Source organism: Leptospira haakeii, from assembly GCF_002812045.1.
In the GTDB taxonomy this organism is placed as follows: Bacteria; Spirochaetota; Leptospiria; order Leptospirales; family Leptospiraceae; genus Leptospira_B; species Leptospira_B haakeii.
The window spans coordinates 190,157-209,580 of sequence record NZ_NPEG01000001.1 but is presented as its reverse complement, the minus strand read 5'-3'; the positions used below and the strand labels follow the sequence as shown (position 1 = coordinate 209,580).

The 19,424-nt window shown below is 39.4% G+C and carries 18 protein-coding genes and 1 pseudogene; 9 read left to right on the top strand and 10 right to left on the bottom strand.

Going from position 1 to position 19,424, the window contains the following annotated elements:
• Nucleotides 1–49: 49 nt before the first annotated feature.
• Both CH377_RS01075 and CH377_RS01070 read right to left on the bottom strand, forming a co-directional pair.
• Nucleotides 50–466 (bottom strand): hypothetical protein, encoded by a 417-nt coding sequence (locus CH377_RS01075; RefSeq protein WP_100721996.1) that lies wholly within the window; start codon nt 464–466, stop codon nt 50–52.
• A 182-nt stretch (nt 467–648) separates the two neighbouring features.
• Nucleotides 649–4,008, bottom strand: coding sequence for an efflux RND transporter permease subunit (locus CH377_RS01070; RefSeq protein WP_100721995.1), 3,360 nt, complete (start codon nt 4,006–4,008; stop codon nt 649–651).
• A 384-nt stretch (nt 4,009–4,392) separates the two neighbouring features.
• Between CH377_RS01070 and CH377_RS19945 the strand changes: the two are divergent.
• A pseudogene (locus tag CH377_RS19945) lies at nt 4,393–4,632 on the top strand (hypothetical protein); the annotation flags it as partial.
• A 91-nt stretch (nt 4,633–4,723) separates the two neighbouring features.
• Here CH377_RS19945 and CH377_RS01060 read toward each other — a convergent pair.
• Both CH377_RS01060 and CH377_RS01055 read right to left on the bottom strand, forming a co-directional pair.
• Entirely contained in the window at nt 4,724–5,260 is a 537-nt protein-coding gene (locus tag CH377_RS01060; RefSeq protein ID WP_100721994.1) for a hypothetical protein, read from the bottom strand.
• Between the two features lie 3 nt (nt 5,261–5,263).
• Complete coding sequence (locus CH377_RS01055; protein ID WP_100721993.1) at nt 5,264–5,509, bottom strand: hypothetical protein; 246 nt, start codon at nt 5,507–5,509, stop codon at nt 5,264–5,266.
• 416 nt (nt 5,510–5,925) lie between these two features.
• Here CH377_RS01055 and CH377_RS01050 point away from each other — a divergent pair, with 416 nt between their 5' ends.
• The 3 genes from CH377_RS01050 to CH377_RS01040 are packed head-to-tail and all read left to right on the top strand — an operon-like array spanning nt 5,926 to nt 9,061.
• Nucleotides 5,926–8,169, top strand: a complete 2,244-nt coding sequence (locus tag CH377_RS01050) for a hypothetical protein (protein ID WP_100721992.1) — start codon at nt 5,926–5,928, stop codon at nt 8,167–8,169.
• Between the two features lie 11 nt (nt 8,170–8,180).
• The gene (locus CH377_RS01045) at nt 8,181–8,423 is read left to right on the top strand and encodes a hypothetical protein (protein WP_100721991.1); all 243 of its coding nucleotides are present in this window, start codon (nt 8,181–8,183) and stop codon (nt 8,421–8,423) included.
• A gap of 29 nt (nt 8,424–8,452) precedes the next feature.
• Nucleotides 8,453–9,061, top strand: coding sequence for a hypothetical protein (locus tag CH377_RS01040; RefSeq protein ID WP_100721990.1), 609 nt, complete (start codon nt 8,453–8,455; stop codon nt 9,059–9,061).
• A 43-nt stretch (nt 9,062–9,104) separates the two neighbouring features.
• On the opposite strand, the gene CH377_RS01035 is transcribed toward CH377_RS01040, so the two are convergent.
• Both CH377_RS01035 and CH377_RS01030 read right to left on the bottom strand, forming a co-directional pair.
• Nucleotides 9,105–10,205 carry a DegT/DnrJ/EryC1/StrS family aminotransferase gene (locus CH377_RS01035; protein ID WP_100721989.1) on the bottom strand — a complete coding sequence of 367 codons (1,101 nt, stop codon included), beginning with the start codon at nt 10,203–10,205 and terminating at the stop codon, nt 9,105–9,107.
• Nucleotides 10,206–10,379: 174 nt separating this feature from the next.
• Nucleotides 10,380–10,595 carry a hypothetical protein gene (locus tag CH377_RS01030; RefSeq protein ID WP_100709009.1) on the bottom strand — a complete coding sequence of 72 codons (216 nt, stop codon included), beginning with the start codon at nt 10,593–10,595 and terminating at the stop codon, nt 10,380–10,382.
• Between the two features lie 156 nt (nt 10,596–10,751).
• Between CH377_RS01030 and CH377_RS01025 the strand changes: the two genes are divergently transcribed.
• Together CH377_RS01025 and CH377_RS01020 are read left to right on the top strand one after the other, a co-directional pair.
• Entirely contained in the window at nt 10,752–11,771 is a 1,020-nt protein-coding gene (locus CH377_RS01025) for a helix-turn-helix transcriptional regulator (RefSeq protein ID WP_100721988.1), read from the top strand.
• A gap of 180 nt (nt 11,772–11,951) precedes the next feature.
• On the top strand, nt 11,952–13,190 hold the full coding sequence (locus CH377_RS01020) for a M48 family metallopeptidase (protein ID WP_100721987.1): 1,239 nt from the start codon (nt 11,952–11,954) through the stop codon (nt 13,188–13,190).
• An 8-nt stretch (nt 13,191–13,198) separates the two neighbouring features.
• Here the strand turns inward: CH377_RS01020 and CH377_RS01015 are convergent, their stop codons facing one another.
• Nucleotides 13,199–14,341, bottom strand: a complete 1,143-nt coding sequence (locus CH377_RS01015; RefSeq protein ID WP_100721986.1) for a DJ-1/PfpI family protein — start codon at nt 14,339–14,341, stop codon at nt 13,199–13,201.
• Between the two features lie 116 nt (nt 14,342–14,457).
• On the opposite strand from CH377_RS01015, the gene CH377_RS01010 reads away from it, so the two are divergent.
• On the top strand, nt 14,458–15,573 hold the full coding sequence (locus CH377_RS01010; protein WP_207797568.1) for a helix-turn-helix domain-containing protein: 1,116 nt from the start codon (nt 14,458–14,460) through the stop codon (nt 15,571–15,573).
• Nucleotides 15,574–15,579: 6 nt separating this feature from the next.
• Here CH377_RS01010 and CH377_RS01005 read toward each other — a convergent pair whose 3' ends face one another.
• Nucleotides 15,580–16,002 (bottom strand): VOC family protein, encoded by a 423-nt coding sequence (locus tag CH377_RS01005; RefSeq protein ID WP_100721984.1) that lies wholly within the window; start codon nt 16,000–16,002, stop codon nt 15,580–15,582.
• A gap of 574 nt (nt 16,003–16,576) precedes the next feature.
• Between CH377_RS01005 and CH377_RS00995 the strand changes: the two genes are divergently transcribed.
• On the top strand, nt 16,577–16,912 hold the full coding sequence (locus CH377_RS00995) for an LIC10421/LIC12816 family protein (RefSeq protein WP_008595389.1): 336 nt from the start codon (nt 16,577–16,579) through the stop codon (nt 16,910–16,912).
• Between the two features lie 61 nt (nt 16,913–16,973).
• On the opposite strand, the gene CH377_RS00990 is transcribed toward CH377_RS00995, so the two are convergent.
• Nucleotides 16,974–17,210 carry a hypothetical protein gene (locus CH377_RS00990; protein ID WP_100721982.1) on the bottom strand — a complete coding sequence of 79 codons (237 nt, stop codon included), beginning with the start codon at nt 17,208–17,210 and terminating at the stop codon, nt 16,974–16,976.
• Between the two features lie 128 nt (nt 17,211–17,338).
• On the opposite strand from CH377_RS00990, the gene CH377_RS00985 reads away from it, so the two are divergent.
• Nucleotides 17,339–18,904, top strand: a complete 1,566-nt coding sequence (locus CH377_RS00985; protein WP_100721981.1) for an LA_3751/LA_3752 family putative glycosyltransferase — start codon at nt 17,339–17,341, stop codon at nt 18,902–18,904.
• An 81-nt stretch (nt 18,905–18,985) separates the two neighbouring features.
• Here the strand turns inward: CH377_RS00985 and CH377_RS00980 are convergent, their stop codons facing one another.
• A complete protein-coding gene (locus CH377_RS00980; RefSeq protein WP_100721980.1) occupies nt 18,986–19,393 on the bottom strand; it encodes a 5-fold beta-flower protein in 408 nt (135 codons plus the stop codon).
• Between the last annotated feature and the right edge of the window lie 31 nt (nt 19,394–19,424).

Genomic DNA, 19,424 nt, shown 5'->3' with positions numbered 1-19,424 from the left:
CGAGAGAGCGATGTTGGAATTCCAACATCGCAAAAGGTGAGAAAATTGTTTAAAATTGGCACTGAGAATTCGGCGGATAGCTAGGATTCTTAGTGTAACACTGAGTGCTTTGGGTAGATGGGTCTATCAAAGATAATAGTTTTAAAACGCCTACAGGATAGCTTGCATTTTGGTTATAACCATTGCTCCAATCGATTTTGTAATTTCCGTAGGAATCAGCTGGTCTTATCGTTCCCTTCAAAGTTGTGTACGTTCCGGTTCCGGCTTGTTGCATGCAGGACCGGATTGTGTTTGATTGGATCTCTAACCAAGCTGTGGCATTCGGTCCTCCGTCGATACAACTTGCAACCAATACCCATTTTCCATCCAAAATTATTCGAGAATCTTTTAGATCTTCGGTTTTCTCCTTACAACCGACGAATATTAAAATTACAAAGATCCCTGTAAATATCCCTAAACGTTTCATTTATACTTAATTTTCCTTTGTTTTTCCGTTTGATTCATGAAAAAACAGAGCAATAAATTTGGCAAAATTAAGGAAAAGTCAATAAATTATTGCTTATTATAATATTAAAAAATTCTATTTTTTAATATTATATAAATTTGAATTTTAAAATAAAAAAGGGCCGTTAGGCCCTCTTTTGATGGTCACTTTTTCTTCTTCGAATTAGCCCCTTTCTTAGGCTTGGACTCCACCTCTTGTGCCCATTCGCTCAAGGAAGATTGGTTATGATTCGTGGACACTGCGGCACTTCCGGAATGACCACCACCTTCGCTGTGTATAGTAGCGGTCATATCAGGACGGAACTTGCCTTCTATCCATTCTCTGAATTTATCGATACCACCGAAAATGGAAGGGACCACGATCAATGTAACTAACGTGGATAAGATTAGACCTCCGATAATCGCTATACCCATTGCAGTCCTGGATTTTGCGGCTTCTCCGAGACCCAGCGCGATCGGAACAGTTCCCATGATCATCGCGATGGATGTCATTAAGATAGGACGTAATCTCACAAGTCCTGCTTCAAAGATCGCTTCGTCTCTTGTGATCCCTCTTTCTCTCACTGCTTGCATTGCATAGTCCACGAGAAGGATGGAGTTTTTAGCAACAAGTCCCATGAGTAGGATGAGTCCGATCATAGAGAATATATTCAACATCTCTCCCGTTAAGAACAGAGCGAAGAATGCTCCGGAAATCGCAGGCGGAATCGCAAATAAGATCGTGATCGGAGTAATGAAGGATTCATAAAGAGAAGCAAGAACCAAGTAGATGAATATCAACGCAAGGCCGAATGCTACGATGATATTCAAGAATAGTTCTTTTAAGTCTTCCGACTGACCTTGGAAATTAAAACGAACTCCCGGTGGAGGAGGGATTTCCTTGGTAATAATCTTAGTAGCTTCTTCCATTGCGGTTCCGATCGCACCACCTGGTGCAAGGTTTGCGTTTACCACAACGGCTCTTGCTCTATCAATACGATTGATTCGAGAAGGCCCTAAGTTTTCTTTTCCGGTACTGATCGCTGCCAGAGGGATCAATCTATTTGCAATATTCGGGACTTTGGTTTGGCCATAAGCAGCTCTCAAGTTCCTTTGGTCGGGCTTAAGCCTCATCCGGACCTCATACTCAATACCTTTATCGTAAAACTTACTTACTTGGTCTCCAGCAATTTGGTATCTCAATTCTGAACCAGCAACACCCGGAAGAACTCCTACTAATTGCATTCTGGAATTATCCAGAACGATTTGGTATTCAGGTTTTCCACTTCTATAATCGGAGTCGATGTCCGCGAGGTCTTTGATACCTTTTAGTCTTTCTATTACTTTTTTAGAATATGCTTCTACTTCTTCCAAGTTGTTTCCTTTAAGGACCAACTGGAATGGATACTGCACCCCGCCTCCTACTGCGGAATAATCCGAAACTGCAGGCCTTGCATAATCATAAGCTTTAAGCATTTTACGGATCTCTTCTTTAACGCTCGTAGTATCCCTGGATCTTTTTTTGGAAGAAACAAGTGCGATTGCAAGGATCGCAGTGTTTGGTTCTCCACCATCCGGTTTGCCCACAGTGATCGCGATCTTATCCATTTCAGGGAATTTTTGGAGTTCCGCCAAAACTTTATCCGCGACTTCTTTAGTTCCTTGTAAGCTAGTACCTGGAGGAAGGTCCAAGGTTACCATAAATTCACCCTGATCGTTCGCAGGTAAGAATGTCTTTTTCACAAAAGCACAACTCACGAAGGAAAGGATAAATATTAAGAAAGTGAGAAGTATGATCTTTCCAGGATGCGCCAATGCATAATGCATTGTGCTCTTATAAACTTTCTCTAACCAGTTTTGGAAACGGTCGAATGCTTCTACGGCAGCGTTCTTTTTATCGTGGGTAAGTTTTCCTGCGAAGTATGCGGATAACATAGGAGCCACAAAAAGACCATCGAAGAGTGAAATGATCATGGCGAAAACCACAGTCAATCCGAACTGTTTGAAGAACTGACCAACTATCCCTGATAAGAATCCAACGGGGAAGAATACCGCGATGACAGTTAAGGAAGTTCCAATCACCGCAAGAGCCACTTCCATGGTTCCTTTTTCTGCGGCTTCCATAACGGTTGCACCTTCTTCTAATTTACGGAAGATGTTTTCCCGGACCACGATCGCGTCGTCGACCAAAAGACCCACCGCAAGGGACAAAGCCAATAAGGTCATAACGTTTATCGTGAATCCCATGATCCACATAATGATGAATGCGCCTAACAAAGAGTTAGGCAACGCAAGACCTGTGATGATCGTAGATCTTAAGTTTCCTAAAAAGAAATAAACTGTGATTACCGCGAGTAAGATCCCGAGCACGATCGCTTCAGTAACGTCTTCTACGTTGTAGCGGATCCATCTGGAACCGTCTCGGATCAATCTGATCTTAGGTTTTCCTTCTAAAGGTTGGATATCCGCATTTAACTTATCGATCCTTTTTAAGACCTCGTCCGCAACGGATACAGTGTTCGCTCCGGATTGTTTATATACGTCGATGAATAATGCTGGCTTTAATTCTTTTTCGATTACTTCAGTTTTCTTTCCGCCGAAAACTCTTTTGACCCTTTTAGGGATTTGCGTCAACCAAGTGATAGGATGAGTCAAAAGACCTACATCTTCTTCTTCCACTTCATCACTTTTAGAAGCCCAAAGATAACCTAAGGTTTCTTCGTCTTCTGTTCCATCTCTTACGGTTCCGAGTTGCTTAATGAGTACCGAATTACCAACATCTCCTCCGAAGGAAACGATTGTATTTTCGATCTGGGAAAGAGTTTCATATCTTCCTAATGTTCTATAGGAAGTTTCTTTAGCGCCGGAATCAAATTTACCAACTGGAACGTTCAAACCTGCAGTTTTTAATCTGTTGGCGATGACCACCATAGGCATTTGATAAGAAACTAATTTATTTCTATCTAATTCGATTTGGATTTCTCTTCTTGTTCCACCGACTAACTTAACGGAACCTACACCTGCGATCTGTTCCAATTTCGCCTTAACGGTTTCTTTGGCTAAATCATACATTTTTGCCTGATTTAGATCGGCAAATACCGCCAAACGAATGATCGGTTGGTCCGCTGGGTCGAAACGAACTACTTTAGGTTCTTTGATCCCGTCCGGAAGTTTAGGACGAACCGATGCAGTCTTATCTCGAAACTGTTGTTCTGCATATTTGATATCAGTAGAAAGAGTGAATTCGCCTAAAACAACGGAAACACCTTCCTGGTTACGAGAAGTGATCTTTTTCAGACCTGCAATAGAAGAAAGTTCTTCTTCCAAAGGTTTAGAGATCAATTCCTCGATCTCTTCCGGACCTGCTCCCGGATAGATCGTAGTTACGGTCACTACTGGGATATTAACATCCGGAAAAAGATCCACTCCCATCTTGCTGAGAGAGAAGATACCGGTGATCAACATCAGGATCACAAGACTAGTGATAAATATGGGACGTTTAATAGAGAGGAGCGCGATATTCAAGTTGCCTCCGGAGTATCCTGATATTTCGAAAATCGAAAAGAAGGATCAGCTCAGAGGTCCATTGCGATTGATTCCTGAATTTTAGAAAACAAATTCGCGGACCGCGGTTCGGAAATTTGGAAAGAAAGGTTTTGGAATCGGACTAAGTTTTGGAAATTGAAAGCAAAGGAGACTAAATCAGGAGTTTTCCGGAACGAACGTCATACGGCGTCGTTCGAATGGTTCTAAAATTTCCTAGACGAGAGTCGGCCGACCCAGCTTCGCTGGCCGGGCTGTTACGGGTTCGCGTAGCCACGCTCATCCCTTCGGGACTTCGCCCTCCGCATCCCTGTCGGGAGAGAGAAAATTTCCTTAATTTAGGGTTATTAAGATTTAAAGTCGGAGGAAAAAGTAATCGCTGAACTTACTGCGAGATACAAGAGAAACGGAAAAACAATTACTCATTTTTTATCCGATAACGATCCTCTTTTCGGGAAAAGATTTACGCGTTATCTAAACCGGATCGGGATCGCACATAAGAAAACGGCAAGATTTTCTCCTTGGCAAAACGGTTATGCAGAACGATGGATCAAAACTTGCGCTCCGGCTTTGCTAAATTCAATTCCGTCTGGAAGATTCGTACTTTATTTTAGCAAGTAGCTAGCATACAAAAGCCCACCAGCTAAAAGGAGAACGAGGACACTAAGAACGGTTTTCATCTAGTGAAAATTATCCCTTACTTATCTTTGCCCCAATTATTCTCCGGACCTGGATCAGGTGGTGTGTTTAGTTCTTCTCTTTTTGCTATAGTGCAATCGTCCAGCGACGGAATCCTGAATGATCTTGTCATCATTGAATAGTCCTCAGTTTCCTTTTCTAAAGGTTTATTATTTTTAAGGCTTAACAAAAATGACATTTGAGGGTGCTTAGTATTCTTATATACACTATAATCATAAAAATAAGCGACTTTATCTTTATTACTAATTTTATATTTTCCTACTTCTACTTTCGCCCATTTCATAGATAGATCTGTCTCTTGCTTTAGATCCAAATAGCGGATTATGAGAACATCTGGCTTTTGGATTTCAATACAAACAGATTGAGATTTAAAAGGGACGCCCTCGCCCGCAAGCTGATTTACTAAAGCATTTTCACTTACAACGTAGATCCCTTCTAAGTCAAAAGAAACTTCCGATTCCTCTTTTGCCGAATTGCATTCCTTACAAGAACTCAGAAATGCTAATAATAAAAAACTGAATATAATCTTCTTCATTCGTTACCTTGTTTTAGGGTTAAAATATGTGATCTTACGGAATTTGCTAAAGTCTTTTGGGCTCAAAGGCATATCATGATAACTACCATCGTTATTATTATGGTCCATCATAATATAATTGTTCCTTGATTCATCCCAGATCACTAAGAAATAGTGCTGTCCGCTGCGATCCCAATTTGCACTAGCAGCGTCTTTTTTGTCTATCCAAACTTTGAAAGCTTTTACCCCTTCGTCCTTGAGCTTCTGCACTGTTTCGTCATACGGCGTCGTTCGAATGATTCTAAAGTATTTTAGACGAGAGTCGGTTAGATTGGCCGATCCAGCTTCGCTGGCCGGGCTGCTCCGGGTTCGCTCGCGCTCATCCTTTCAGGACTTACGCCCTACGCATCCCTATCGGTAATCCCAATGAGAAATTATATCCTAAATCAGGATAATGGAATCGGCTTTCATTTTTCTTACTTATAATTTTTTCGTTTAGCTAAAAAAAAGAAGGTCAGAAAACCTCTGAATCCAAATTCAGAAAATTATTTTCGAAAAGATTTGATGAATATCAATTCGGAATCAATTTTCTAGCATCATAAAAACAGAATGTATATTTTTCATTGACGACCACCTGCGTTTGTTAGCTTCCTCGTATGAAATAAAACAAATGGATGTATAACGTTATGCGAAAAATATTTTTCATCTTTTTATTTTTCCCTTCTATGCTACTTGGGAGTTCTCTACAAACAGAAACGGACAGTAATGGTTCTTCTATAATTTCAAGTTTTTTGAATCTATTTGGGGCAAGTTTTTCTTCCTCCAACTTTCCTTATTCTTCGGAACCCGGACCGGAATATAATGGAACAGAAGCAAATAAAAATGTGAAAAAATATTGGAACCTTAGGAATAAGCTCCGAAACAATTTTATAAAACTTTCCACTGACAAGGGTGGATGTCTTCCAATGGAAGAAGTTAAAAGTTTGCCTGAAGGACGTTATGGAAAATGGGGAGATTCTACAATTAAACTAGGCTGGTATTTAGGGCTACTCGGTTCTGAATTACATATGCTTTCTCGTCCAGACAGTTATCCAGGATATGGAGATGTGAATGATATCCAAAATACGATACGAGAACTCTTTTGTGCATTTATAGCTTTAGAACGTCTGGATCGTTTCGGAGAGCAAAGTATCTGGGAAGTGCATCCGATAAATGTAGCAAATTATCCTGGAACGGAATGGTACCAATGGCCTGATACTCCTGGTTTTTTTGTAAGAGATGATGTTCCTTTCAATGTGATGCAAGATCTAGGCTTATCTGGAGCTGAAGGAGATTACCAAACATGGATTGGAGGGCGGGCTCTCTCTACACCTCCTTATAATCGAGAAATGAGCCAAGACCAAGTGGTTCATTTATTATTGGGTTTAGCGATCGTAAAACATTTGGTTCCGTTTACATATTCTTACCAAGGAATGAATTTTCGACACCAAGCCCAAATCTATGCACGTAGACTAGTAGATTATGTATATGCAGGCCAAGACCAAACCTATGAAATTTTAGGAATTCCAGTTGGTGAAATGAATGTTTCATGGTTAATCGTAAATCCAGTCTCACCTAAAGTAAATTGGTTCGGATCTTGTCCGCTTTGTGTGGGTTGGTTCGATCCGTTTCATCCGGTCGATCCGGATCATATGGGGCAAGTGACCAGAGGAGCGGATGCTCGATTTTTTTCGGCAGGTTTTAATTTTGCAGGATATTGGATATCGGGTAAAAGTTGGAATGTCAATCCGCAGTATTTATTAGCATGGGGAGGACTATCTCAATCAGCCGTTTTTACCACACCTGACAACGCACATATGGTTATGGCTTTAGCTTCCATCGGAAATAGTTGGGGTGAACCAACACAAGACCTTCTAATCGCACAAGCAGCCCAACATGATTTCTATCTTTATCCTCTTTTACATTCCGTTTTGCATTCCGGCGGAAGTATTTCCGCATTTTTAGAGAGCAAAACCTTATCTTTTTTAAACTCAGCTCCATGGAGTGGGACAGGAACAGAGTTCGGATCGGATAGCGGCTGGGCTTCGGACAATCGATTCATTCGAAAAAAAGAGATTCATAATAGAACTTCGTTATTTCCATTAGAAAGTCATGGATTAGATTATTTACTTTTACATAATCTTTTCTTTATTGCAAAGCCGAATCAATATTACAGGGTAATTCCGAATGGGCAGCAGAATTCTGTTCCAGATTTTACTGTCCCAAATTGGCCTGTTCCACCTAGTTATAAACTTCCCCCTATCGGATATGCGGTAGCCGGAACACCTAACTACTTAAATACTTGCACTGCTTCCACTAAGGTTGATATTCCGATTACGATAGAATGGGATGATCCTCATGGAAACAGAGACTCCGTAGCCATACTACTAGATGCACAACCAAGCTCAGGCAATGGGATCGTAACTTCTACCGGAGCGAAAAATCGATTTGTTTACCATGGCAAATTCTGGAGCCAATGGTGGTGGGAAGATGTGGTTCGATTTAGACTTTTGGACGAAGACGGGAATTCTACCTTCTTAACGGTCTTAATTGGATATCCTGGGGCAGTTGCATCGCCTCCGAATATCGGAGCAGTAGGATCCCCTACAAGAGTTGTGGTCAACGGATGGTTTGGAGGAATTCCATTATATGGAACTATTGAAATGGAATTCCAGGTTTATGCGATCGATCCGAATTGCACTCCGCCGAAACCTACGGCCTGGATTATTTCCGGAATGAGAAATACGGTGGCCTATCCGATTTCTCCCCTTAGATTTAGGGCGATTGTGGGTTGGACCATTTTTACTCTCCATGGAAATGCAGGGGTTAGTCTACAGGCAGCGACAAGTGTAGGAACAACCGGAACTTATGAGGTTCCAATCAATTGGTAAAGGAAATCATAATGCGAAGTTTTATAAAAAAATCCATATTCATTAGCTTGGTATACTTCTTTCTATTAAATTGTGGAGAAAGGGATAATCAAAGGGGCGCGCGTGATGAATGTAAAGAACAAAGCGCTACTATAAATTTCGTCTATGTGTCCTGTATAGAAAAACACCCGGCAGAGGAATGTGAAACCTATCTCGCCAATGCATTGTATCAGGCTCATCTATGTAGTGGAATGAAAGTAACTGCTCCTTTTTAACTATACTGTCCGGCAAAGGGGATTATAAAATGAAACGATGTTTTTATCTCTTAATTTTTGGAGCTTTATTCGGTTTGAATTGCTCCTTATTAAAGGCTCCCAGATTTTCAAAAGAAAAATTAGATTCTTATATTTCCACTTTTCGAGAATTAAAAGAATCTAATTCTTCTTTTGGAGAGTTGATATCTAAACCAAATCCAGCATTAATTTTCACACCTCCTTCGGAGGTAGATTCAGTACAAGCAGAAACAATCGCGAAAAAAAACGGATTTAACTCTTATAGAGATTTTGCCCTTTTGCATTTTCAGATCAAAGAATTTTATGATCTTTATAATTCCGAAAAATTTATCGGAGATATGAAAGAAGCTCAGGATCAATACACCGAAAGTTTTCAAACTTTCTTAAATGATCCGAATATGTCGGATTCTGCAAAGGATCAAATCAGAGAATCTATCCGAAAGGCAAAAGAACTCCAGGAAGAAAACCTAACTCGGTCTAAAAATCAGTTCAAAACCTTACGGTCGTCCCAAGATCCTGCCTATATTTTCGTAAAAGAAAAGAATAAAGAATTAAAGGAATTGTATACGATCCCAACTCTGGAAGAAAAGAAAGGAAACGATAAGATCAGTATAAAATGAAGAACAAGGATTTTCCTGTTCGGAACTTTTACATGTTTAGATCTTAGTAAATTCTACGAATCGCTTGAGAGATCCTTTGCACATTATCCTTAGTTAAGTTAGGATAAATCGGAATACAATGTCCTCTTTGGTACAATCTTTCCCCGTTCGGGAAATCAGAATTAGAAAGTTCAAGAATATGATGGATCGGTTCCGCAACAGTTCTGCGTGTTCCAATTTGTAAAGAACGGAAGTATCTTTCTACTTGCTCGTAATTACCCGGGGCAATGATCACAAAACGATTGAAAGTTTCAGAATTCGGATCGTTAAAATGAGAGCCTACTTGGGAACCTTGGATGGATTGCAGATACACCTGAGCGATCTTTCTTTTTCTTTCTAAGATCACACCAAGGTTGGATAATTGTTCGATCCCTAAGGCAGCTTGGTAATCGATCATATCATAATCTAATCTAGGCTGGCCTTCTTTCCGTGGATAAGGATCTTTTCCTTCTTTTCTAGCTCTGATCTTTTTCGCTAAAGAATCATCATCGGTGCAGATCAAAGCCCCATTTCCGGTGGTGATCAGATATTCGATAGAAAGACCACAGATAGAAATTTTCCCTTGTTTCCCTGGAGTAAAAGTTTCAGTTCTTGCTCCAACTGTTTCTGAAAAATCTTCGATTACAGGGCGATTTTTAAAATCATATTTAGAGAAGTCCGCTAAAGATCCGAAAGTGTGATCTAAAACCACAGCTTTAACTGATTCATCTTCTAGTGCGGAGGATAATCTTTCAGGACAGATATGGAAAGAATGTTTTCCCATATCCACAACCAAAGGTTGCGCTTGCATTAAAAAAATTGCATCTAGAGCTGCAAGAGGAGCGAATGTGGAGATAACAATTTTATCTCCAGGTTGGATCTCCAATGCCAATAAAGACAGGTGGTATGCAGCAGTTAAACTGTTTGCAGAAACTACTTGTTTTGTCCTAAAAGTAGAAGAAAATGCCTTCTCAAACTTATGGGTCACAGAACCGGAAGAAAGATGGTCTTCTACCAAAGCCTCTAAAACTGTTTTCAGGTCTTCCCGAGAAAGGGTAGGCTTATGGAATTCGATATCGGTTTTTTTCCGGCTTGGTTTCTCTAAAACTTCGGTTTCCGCGCTCATCTTCCCTTCTCAGGTTCCAGTAATTTTATTATGTCGCATTGTAACCCATGTACTTGGCTCGTAAAGATTTTTTTCAAAATCTCCGAGCCCAGGACGAACTGGGACACTCAATACAAATAATCAGAATACCAGCGGAAATGTCTAGACGTTTTCGTACAAGAAAAAAAGGGGGGATCAATCTCCGAAAATTTTCTTACGGATCCCAATCCAGATTTCCGGCAAATAAGCCCCAATAATGATCAGGATGAGGCCGGTATAGGTCCATTTATTAAAATAAGACTCACCAGCGAAACGAAGTGTGGCCACATTGATGATAGTTGTCCACCATCCGAGTAAAATAAGAATAAGACCTACAAAATTCGGGAAAAGAAAACCTAGTATTTTGCCCATAAAAACCTCTGAGGATAAGCGACTGAAACGAGAGAATTATCGAGATCCGATCTTACTCATCAAGTTGTTTTTTGGGACTTTCTCCGAATTCAAAAACAGGGCAGAGATTTTTCCTTGCCCAGGGACTTTATAAAAATCAAAATTTAGAAACGAGCCATGAAAGAAGAACTAGACAAAGATATAGATCAGGAAATCGAGCCTAGGGAGATGAATCCCACAGAATACAGGCTTCTCACATTATTATTCAATTTTTTCAGATTTCCGGAAGGGATTACTTTAAGCTCCTTAAGAAAGATCATGGAAGGATTTTACGATAACGAAAACAGAGACTCAGACAGAAGAAAACTATCTAGAGATATTGAAGAGTTAGGCGCACTCGGATTTCATATCAAATATTATCCCCAAAAGAACGGAAAAGATTTTGTATACGTGCTCGTGAAAGATCCACTTTCTAAAACTCTTGAATTTAATGAGGAAGAACTGAGAGAGATTTCTGCACTTCTATTAAGGGGATATTCAGAAGCTCCAAAATACGAACTCTATACCGCCGCCAGAAAAATATTCGCTGGCGATCTGGAATACTTTCCTGAAATGACTGAAAATTCGGAGGATAATTCGGAAGAGTTAGGAGAAACCGCATTTCAAATTTTAGAAGCGCTCAAGAACCATACTCCGATCCGGATCAAATATTATAAAACTTTCCCCGAAGATTCATATTCGAAAGAAGCGGATCCTATCCGATTGATCCGAAAAGGTGGTCAGGATCATTATCTATTAGCTTACGATAGAGAAGAAAAGACCAAAAAAAGATTCGTTCTTCCAAAGATCCTATCTGTGGAACTCCTACAAGGAGATCCGCTCTATCAGGCGAGAGGAGCCAAAAAAGAAACGGAAGAAGATCTGATTATACATGCAGGATTATTCCCAGTCCACGAACCTAAAAATGTGGAGTGGGTTTGCAAAGAAGAAGGTCTCGTAAAAGCTAAACTATTCCTAACAGGGATCAAATATGCCGAAGAGAAAAATAAACTCAGTTTCCAATCCACCAACCTGGAAGGGTTATTACCATTCTTATGGAGATGGCCGGATGCAATTGAAACGGTTCTTCCCGAAGAATTGAATAACGTGTTCAGAAATTCAGTAAAACAGATCTCGGAACTCTACGAAAAAGTATAAAATTTGGCCGCCTCTTCGCTTCGCGAAGACCGGGCTGCTCCGAATTCGCTACCGCTCATCCCAAAGCGAAGCTTTGGGACTGACGTTCTGCGCATCCCTGGCGGATCCTGGTTTAGGAATTAAACCTTGACCTGGAAAAACTTTTCCAAGTCCCATTCTAGAAAGGTCAAAACTTAACGCATGAAACTAAGAAATATCCTAATTGCATTATTCTCTTTTCAGATTGTATTTACTCTCTTATTAAAATACTTTTCCTACCAAGGAGACCTTTCTCCGGAACTACATGAAAAAATTCTAAAATACTTCACGGAAGCAGATATTCAAGCAGGGATAGATTATAGTCGGAGAGGATTTTTCGTTTCAATTATTGCTTCTTTATTGGATTTTGCATTGGCTGGAGCATTCGTATTTACTCCACTATCTTCCAAACTAGAAGATTTTTTTCAAAAAAAGACGAGTGGAAATTTTTACACAGTCGTATTCTTATACTTCCTTTCCTTTTATCTCATCGAATTTTTCATCTCTTTACCTTTCAGCTATTATTTCGGATTCGTGATCGAGCATGAATTCCAGTTTTCGAATATGACATTTCTGGATTGGGTCATCTTTAAATCCAAATCATTCGGACTAGGATTATTCTTCGGAACGATCATTATGTTGGTCGTAGCCTTTGTATTAAAAAATCTCCCCAGAGCTTGGAAATACATTCTTCCTATCCTATCCTTGGGCTTTGGGCTTCTAACTTCCGTACTTTTTCCGATCATCATCACTCCTATCTTTTACGATTTTGGGCCCATTGAAGAAGGGAGTCTGAAAAATAAGATCGTAGCATTGAGCGAAAAGGCAAATATCCGGATCGAAAATATCTATGTAATCAAGGAGAGCCAATACTCCGGACATACGAATGCATACTTTACGGGCTGGGGAGAGAGTAAAAAGATTTTCTTATACGATACTCTTATCAATAACCATACGGAAGAAGAAGTGGTAAGTGTGCTCGGACACGAGATCGGGCATTGGGTGCATAACCACCAAAGTTTGGAAATCGTCTTAAATACGATCCAAACCTTTCTATTTTGTTTTCTATTAGGGTACGTATTCAAAAAAGTAAAAGAAGAGGATCTTGTTCCTCTCAAAGAATTTTACTCACCATCCACTTTACCATTCTTGTTTTTGATCTTATCTCTGGTCGGAACGATCATAGAACCTTTTTTTGCGGGATTGTCTAGGTTTTTGGAAACCCAAGCTGATAGAGAGGCCTTGATTTTAACGAATGATAAAAAATCATTCATAAATACCGAGATCAAACTTGCAAAAGATAATAAATCCAGGCTGAATCCTCATAAACTAGAAGTGATCTTTGAACATTCTCATCCAACAACGATCGAAAGGATTGAGTTTGCAGAAGGTTGGAAGTAGATTTTCTCCTACTTCTTCCAAGGATATTCCATCTGCAGTGCCACAAAAGCCGCGGTGTTTGTTCCGTATTTGGATTCAATCTCCGCCAGATTTTTATCGTAAGCAGTCATTGCCGCCATTCCATTCAGATTTTCTAAAATAGAATCTAAGTAAGCAGCATCTGCTTGCGTTTTATCTACATGTAATAATAAACCGGATTTGGTCCGGATTTGCTTTTGACCGGAAACGGAAAATACTTCCGATCTATAGGTTCTGGAAAAAGAATCTGCTTGCAGAGCTAATACAACTTCATCAATCCCATCGGAAACTTGAACTCCTAAATTCTCATAATTCCAAAAACCCAGATAGTTTTTCGCAGCAATATACATATCTTTACCGCTTAAATAAAAATCAGAACTTCTATGAGTTGGCTTCCAGTCTTTCGCTCCTAAACCGGCTGCAATTTCTAGCGCTTTGTCTTTTCCGGAAATTGCCTCGATTAAAGCCAAGGAAACGGGAATGGAGGCAGTGATCCCTGTAGTAGTGATGATCTTTCGATCCGCAATGTACCTTCTATCCTTAATCCATCTAGTCTCAGGAAACTCTTTCTCTAAATTGGAAAAAGAAAACCAATGGCCGGTTGCCATATAATCTTTTAGTACACCTGCATTTGCAAGCACCCAAACTCCATCGCATACACCTACAATCGTAGAACCTTTAGCTGATTGTTTTCGTATGAATGATAGAAGAGTAGCATCATCCGAATAATGGACGGCAGGTACGATCACATAATCCGCACCTTCCGGATATTCCGAGTTAAAAAGATCAAAGGACTTCTCCGCTTCTATTTTTAATGCCGGAAACATTTGGACTGGCCCAGTTTTAGGAAAAACAGAAATCACTTTTGCAATATTTGCGGAAGTTAAAACTCCATAAGGGATCATAAAATCCGTCAGCTCTGTCATTCGATTTTCACCGATCACTGCAATGATTGGCTGCTTTCTACCGAATCTGGATTGATAGGTTGGGATTTTGGAAACTTCTTCTTGGCTCTGGACTTTTGAAATTTCGGAAGATATTCCGTATTCTACAAATCCTAATAAAAATAAGAGAGCTAAACTCCAGCGGAAGAATTTCACAAAACGATTTGGTTGGGGGCTAAGATGTTTCATCCTTTCAGGATACGATCTTTTCCGAAAGAGGTCGTCCTTCCGTATCCGGATGGACTAAAAAAAGAAAAATCCTGAAAAAATCTGGACATCCAACTCTTTTAGGACTCTTTCATTTTATGGATACGTTTCTGGCATTTGGAGCAGGGCTTTCATTATTATTGGCCATTTCTGAATTCATTCAAAGGGAGAAGGGGGAGAAAACCCAGGACTTCAATCTCGGATCCAAAACCAAGTCCACTTTTCAAAAACCTATCGGTTTCTTTTTCCTATCCCTTTCTATAGTACAATTCCATTTGTATTTGGAATTATCCGGCCAACTAAAGGAGCAGTTATGGTTTGCAGAGATCCATATCCCTTTTCTATTTTTTACAGGGCCTTTGGCGTATTTGTATTTTAGAAGATTAGGAGGATTACCGGCAAAATTACTCAACTTGGTACATTTTGTTCCCGGCCTCGTTACCTTTTTGTTACTTCTACCCTTCGTTCTATCTGATCCGAATTCCAAATTGGAATATGTAAGTGTATTTCCTCCCAGAAATATTTATTTCCAGTTCTTGTTTGGACTTTTGATTTTAGGAACAATCTCCAATTTAGTGTATCCTCTTTTGTTGATCGGAAAGATCCGCAAATGGAAAACATTCATCCAAAAAAAAGAAGGTAGAGCATTCTCCCCTTTTCTTGCACTATTCTACGCGAGTATATTTGTGATCTTCTTGTTTGTGATCGCTCAAATTTTCTTTATGCCTTTGTTCACTGTTGCGGCCGCAGGTCTGACGCTGCTCGTATGTTGTGTTTTTTTGAGCGCTTCTATATCTCCTGAATTGATAGTTACTTTTGAAAAAACGGCTAAGGAAGCAGGGTATAACGAGACTAGACTCCATGGTCTGGATGTGGATTCGGTCATTCAGAAGATGGAAGAACTTATGAGGGATAAAAAACTTTTTCTGGACGAAGAGCTTACTCTTCCGATCCTTTCGGAAGAATTAAAGATCAAGACACATCAATTATCTGAGATATTAAATGATAAGATGAAAATTGGTTTTAGAGAGTATATAACCGGATTTCGTTTGGAAGAAGCTTCTAAAATGTTAAAAGAAGAGCCTCAAAGATCGGTACTTGCAGTGATTTATTCGGCAGGATTCAAATCCAAATCCGCGTTCCATAAATTATTCCAGGAGAAATATGGATGTTCTCCTGGAGAATATCGTTTATCTTTTTCTAAAAAATCCTAATTAATCCTACCATTCTCCAGTATTGCTCATACTTTTCCAAGGTTCTGCGATCTCTAAAGATTTTCCTTTTTGTAATAACTCAATAGAAATTAAATCAGGTGATCTAATAAAAGCCATCCTGCCATCTCTAGGCGGGCGATTGATAATCACTCCTTTTGCCTGAAGATTCGCACAGGTTTCGTAAATATTATCTACTTCGAAAGCTAGGTGACCGAAATTCCTTCCGCTTGTATAAGCGGAAGGTTGGTCCCAATTATATGTTAGCTCTATTTCAGGAGAATTTGCATCTAACTCTGATAAGAACACAAGAGTGTATCTTCCTTCCGGATGATCATGTCTTCTTGTTTCTTTTAATCCTAGCTTATTACAGAAAAAATCCAATGCTTGATCCAGATCTTTTACTCGAATCATAGCGTGTAAATATTTCATTTTGTGTCCCTTGGGAGAAATCTTCTCTAAAAAAGAAGACCATTTCCTTCTTTATGTGAAGAAACTTGTGGATTTTGCTTATGACAAGCCCAAAGCGAAGGCTGAAAAATTGAACAAATTAGAAAATTCTGTCATATTGGATTTTTCCGATTTACCCCTAAAAACACCATTTTTGCCCCTATTTTTGCTCACTAGATGGGCGAAATGCTTAGTTTATGTGCTCAAAAAATAAGCATTTTTTGAATTTCTAATAAAGAATCGGCTTGAAAAAAACACCCTTCGGGTCGATACTTGTACTATATTCAAGCAGCGGTTTGAGAAATCATCCGATTCCGCTTCTTTTTTATTCAATATGAATGAATAGAAGCTAGTTGAAACAAGGTGCTTAGAAAATTAGATAATTCTAATAAATGTAAATGTGATAAATGGTTCTTCGAGTTCGTTTAACAAAAGTTTTTAATTTTTTCTTTGTATAAATTTTTTTTTGTTCCATTCGCCTATGTAGGTAGGTCATATGGATATAAAGCGAAAACAAGAACAGAAAATATAAATAATAACTTGAGGTTTCAATTTTATGAAAATCAACAAACTCACTTCTCTTCTATTGGTAGTAGGCTTCTTAGCAGGATCTTCCGTTTTTGCAGTTTCTCAAGATACTGAAGATCGTCTTTTAGAGCAAGCTTTGGTATCCGCAGCGGTTACTAAAGAGCAAAAAGTTGCAGTAGCTACTTACTTGAAAGCAATCGCTCAACAAAAGAACGAAAGAGCTGAAGAGTTAAGAGCATTGGCTAAACGTTCTACTGGTGGAAAATTCCTCGCTAGCAACGCTCAGTCTGAGAAATTCTTAAGACAAGCAAAAGCTCTTGAAGCAGAAGCTGCAAGAACTCAAGAATTTCTAAACAATCTTTAATTAGTAGTCACAAATCCTAAAAATCCATCGACTGCAAGGCGCCGTAAGGCGCCTTTTTTTGTTACTTAGAGGTTTTCTTATCCTTAGGAAAACAACTCATACTGAAACCTTCTATCATATAACAAATAGCGTCTTTGGTTTCACATCTCAATGCGTCGTTGTAAGTAGTACTTTGTATTTCCAGGTCCATACGTTCACAGACCATTTTTTCTCTGGTAGAAGTTTGGGTGCTCGTGTCTTGGCCGAGTAAACTTCCGGCGAATAAGAAACAAATTGTGAATAATAACGCTTTTTTCATCATACTCTCCGGAGAATTCTATGATTCTATGACCCTTTCAGGTTTCCTCCCTAGAGTCAATCGATTTGGGGAGGTGTAGATCTCTGAAAAAGGATTGTGAGACGGTTTGAACCTTCTAATTTGCCCTGATGGGTTTTCTGAGCGGAAAGTTTCACTCTAAATGGACAAGGCTCACGTTTTGTTTTTTGTTCCTTCTTCCTTTATTATATCCGTTCTTATTGAAGCCTGGTGAACAATTATACTCCGATCATTTAGGTAAATTTATATTGGGGGAATCTGTAGGAAGAAACGGATTCCTTTCAGGCAACCTGGTGCTGCCTTCTCGAAGTTTGGATCCGGAAGGAAATTATTGCCCAACTGAATGTATCCGTATCGGCGAAGAATTAATCAGTCCATTTCCTGTCGCATTGGGTTATATATACGCGATATTCCTTCCTTGGAGCGGGATAGTCGGTGTATATATTGTAACTGCTATCTTAATACTTTTATCTTTTCTATTTCTTTCTATTTTATGGGATTGGGATCCGATCTATTTGGGAGTTTTGGTCCTAGCCTCTCCGTTTTTGGTGAATGGATATTTTTTCCCTGACGTAGGTATTGCTTCCTTTTTGTTTATATGGGGAAGTTTTCTATTTTTCAGGTCAGGCCATTCTTCTTCCTGGCTTAGATTTGTGAGTTCAGGTTTTATCTCTGCTTTTTCCGCTTGGTTCAGGATCGAGAGTATTGTATTTCCATTGTTCTTTATATTTTTCTTAAGCACATACAAGTTTTCTAATGTAGAAGAAAGAAGGAAAATTTTAGGATATTCGGTCGGCTTTTTTGTAGGAGTAATACTTCTACTTGGAATTCAATATCTTCTATATGGACATCCTTTGGGTCCAAGATTTTCCTTTAATCAGCCTACAATGTTTTTGCCTCCTTGGAAGAAGTGGGACATTTACACCGGGTTATTGATCGCAAACCCAAATCGGTTAGGATTTTTCGGATATACCCCGGGATTTTTGATCGTTCTATTTTTCTTTCTATATTATGTTTTATTTAAGAAGAATCCTTTAAAAAGAAATATAGCGATCGAGATCTCGAATCGAGATTTGTTCGTTTTTTCGGGCCTTGCGGCATTTATAGCGTTGGTATTATCTGCGCCGAATGATGGGATCATAGATTTTGGCTCTAGATATCTTCATTTGAGTTTGCCTGTGTTTGCGGGAATGTTTTTGATCTTGTTCGAGAATATAGGGGAGAAGTTTCGTAAGGTCGCAAAAATTGTTTTGTATTCGGTCCTTCTTTATTCTGTTTACATCAGTTATTCTTATACACAAATCCTGGGAAAATATGGAAGAAAGACCACTAAACTGAATGCCATCTATTTGGAGCAAAAGCCTGACTTGGTTGTGGTTCAGATCAGAACATACTCCCAAATTTTGGGCAAATATTTCTTCCAAACACCTTCCGTATGGCTCATGAGAGAAGCTGATATTAGAAATTTTTTCTCCAAGAATGATCCTAAACAATTTAAAAAAATATTATTCGTTCAAACAAAAGCTTCTATCTTGGAGAGTTTGAACGATGCGGATCCTTTTTTAAAAAATAAATATTATGCGAGTATTTCTCAGGCATTGGGTCCTGATTTTAAAAAAATTTGGTCGGAAAATAAGGAAGATGTTCTGATCTTTTCTATGGAAAAAGAAAAGTAAAATTTGGGCCGGCGTGATCGGCAGATTTTGCTCTACTTCCGCCGGCTAAAAGAAGCAATCGAAGTGCGCCTTGTTTAAATCTTATTCGTTCAAAAAGAAGAAGAAAAAGAATCCTGCTGCTTGCGCTCTTGGAATTCCCACTGCACTTCCGATCAAGGAACCATTTTTTCGTACGTCGCCATTGCTATCAATGCGTCCGATAAGACTTCCGTTCTTGCGTACATCTCCGCTGGAATCGATCGAACCCACTAGTGAACCGTTCATTCGAATGTCTCCATTAGAGTCGATTCTGCCGATCAGGCTACCATTTTTCCGAACATCTCCGCCGGATTCAAATCTTCCTACTAGTGATCCGTTCAACCTTACATCTCCGCTGGAGTCGATACTCCCAATAAGAGATCCGTTTTTTCTTAGATCGCCCGCTTGCAGGGAGCCCATACTCGCGCTTAAAAAGAGGACCGCAGCTATGAGTTTCAAAATAGGTTTCATTCATGTATCTCCGTTCTTATATTCATAAGTT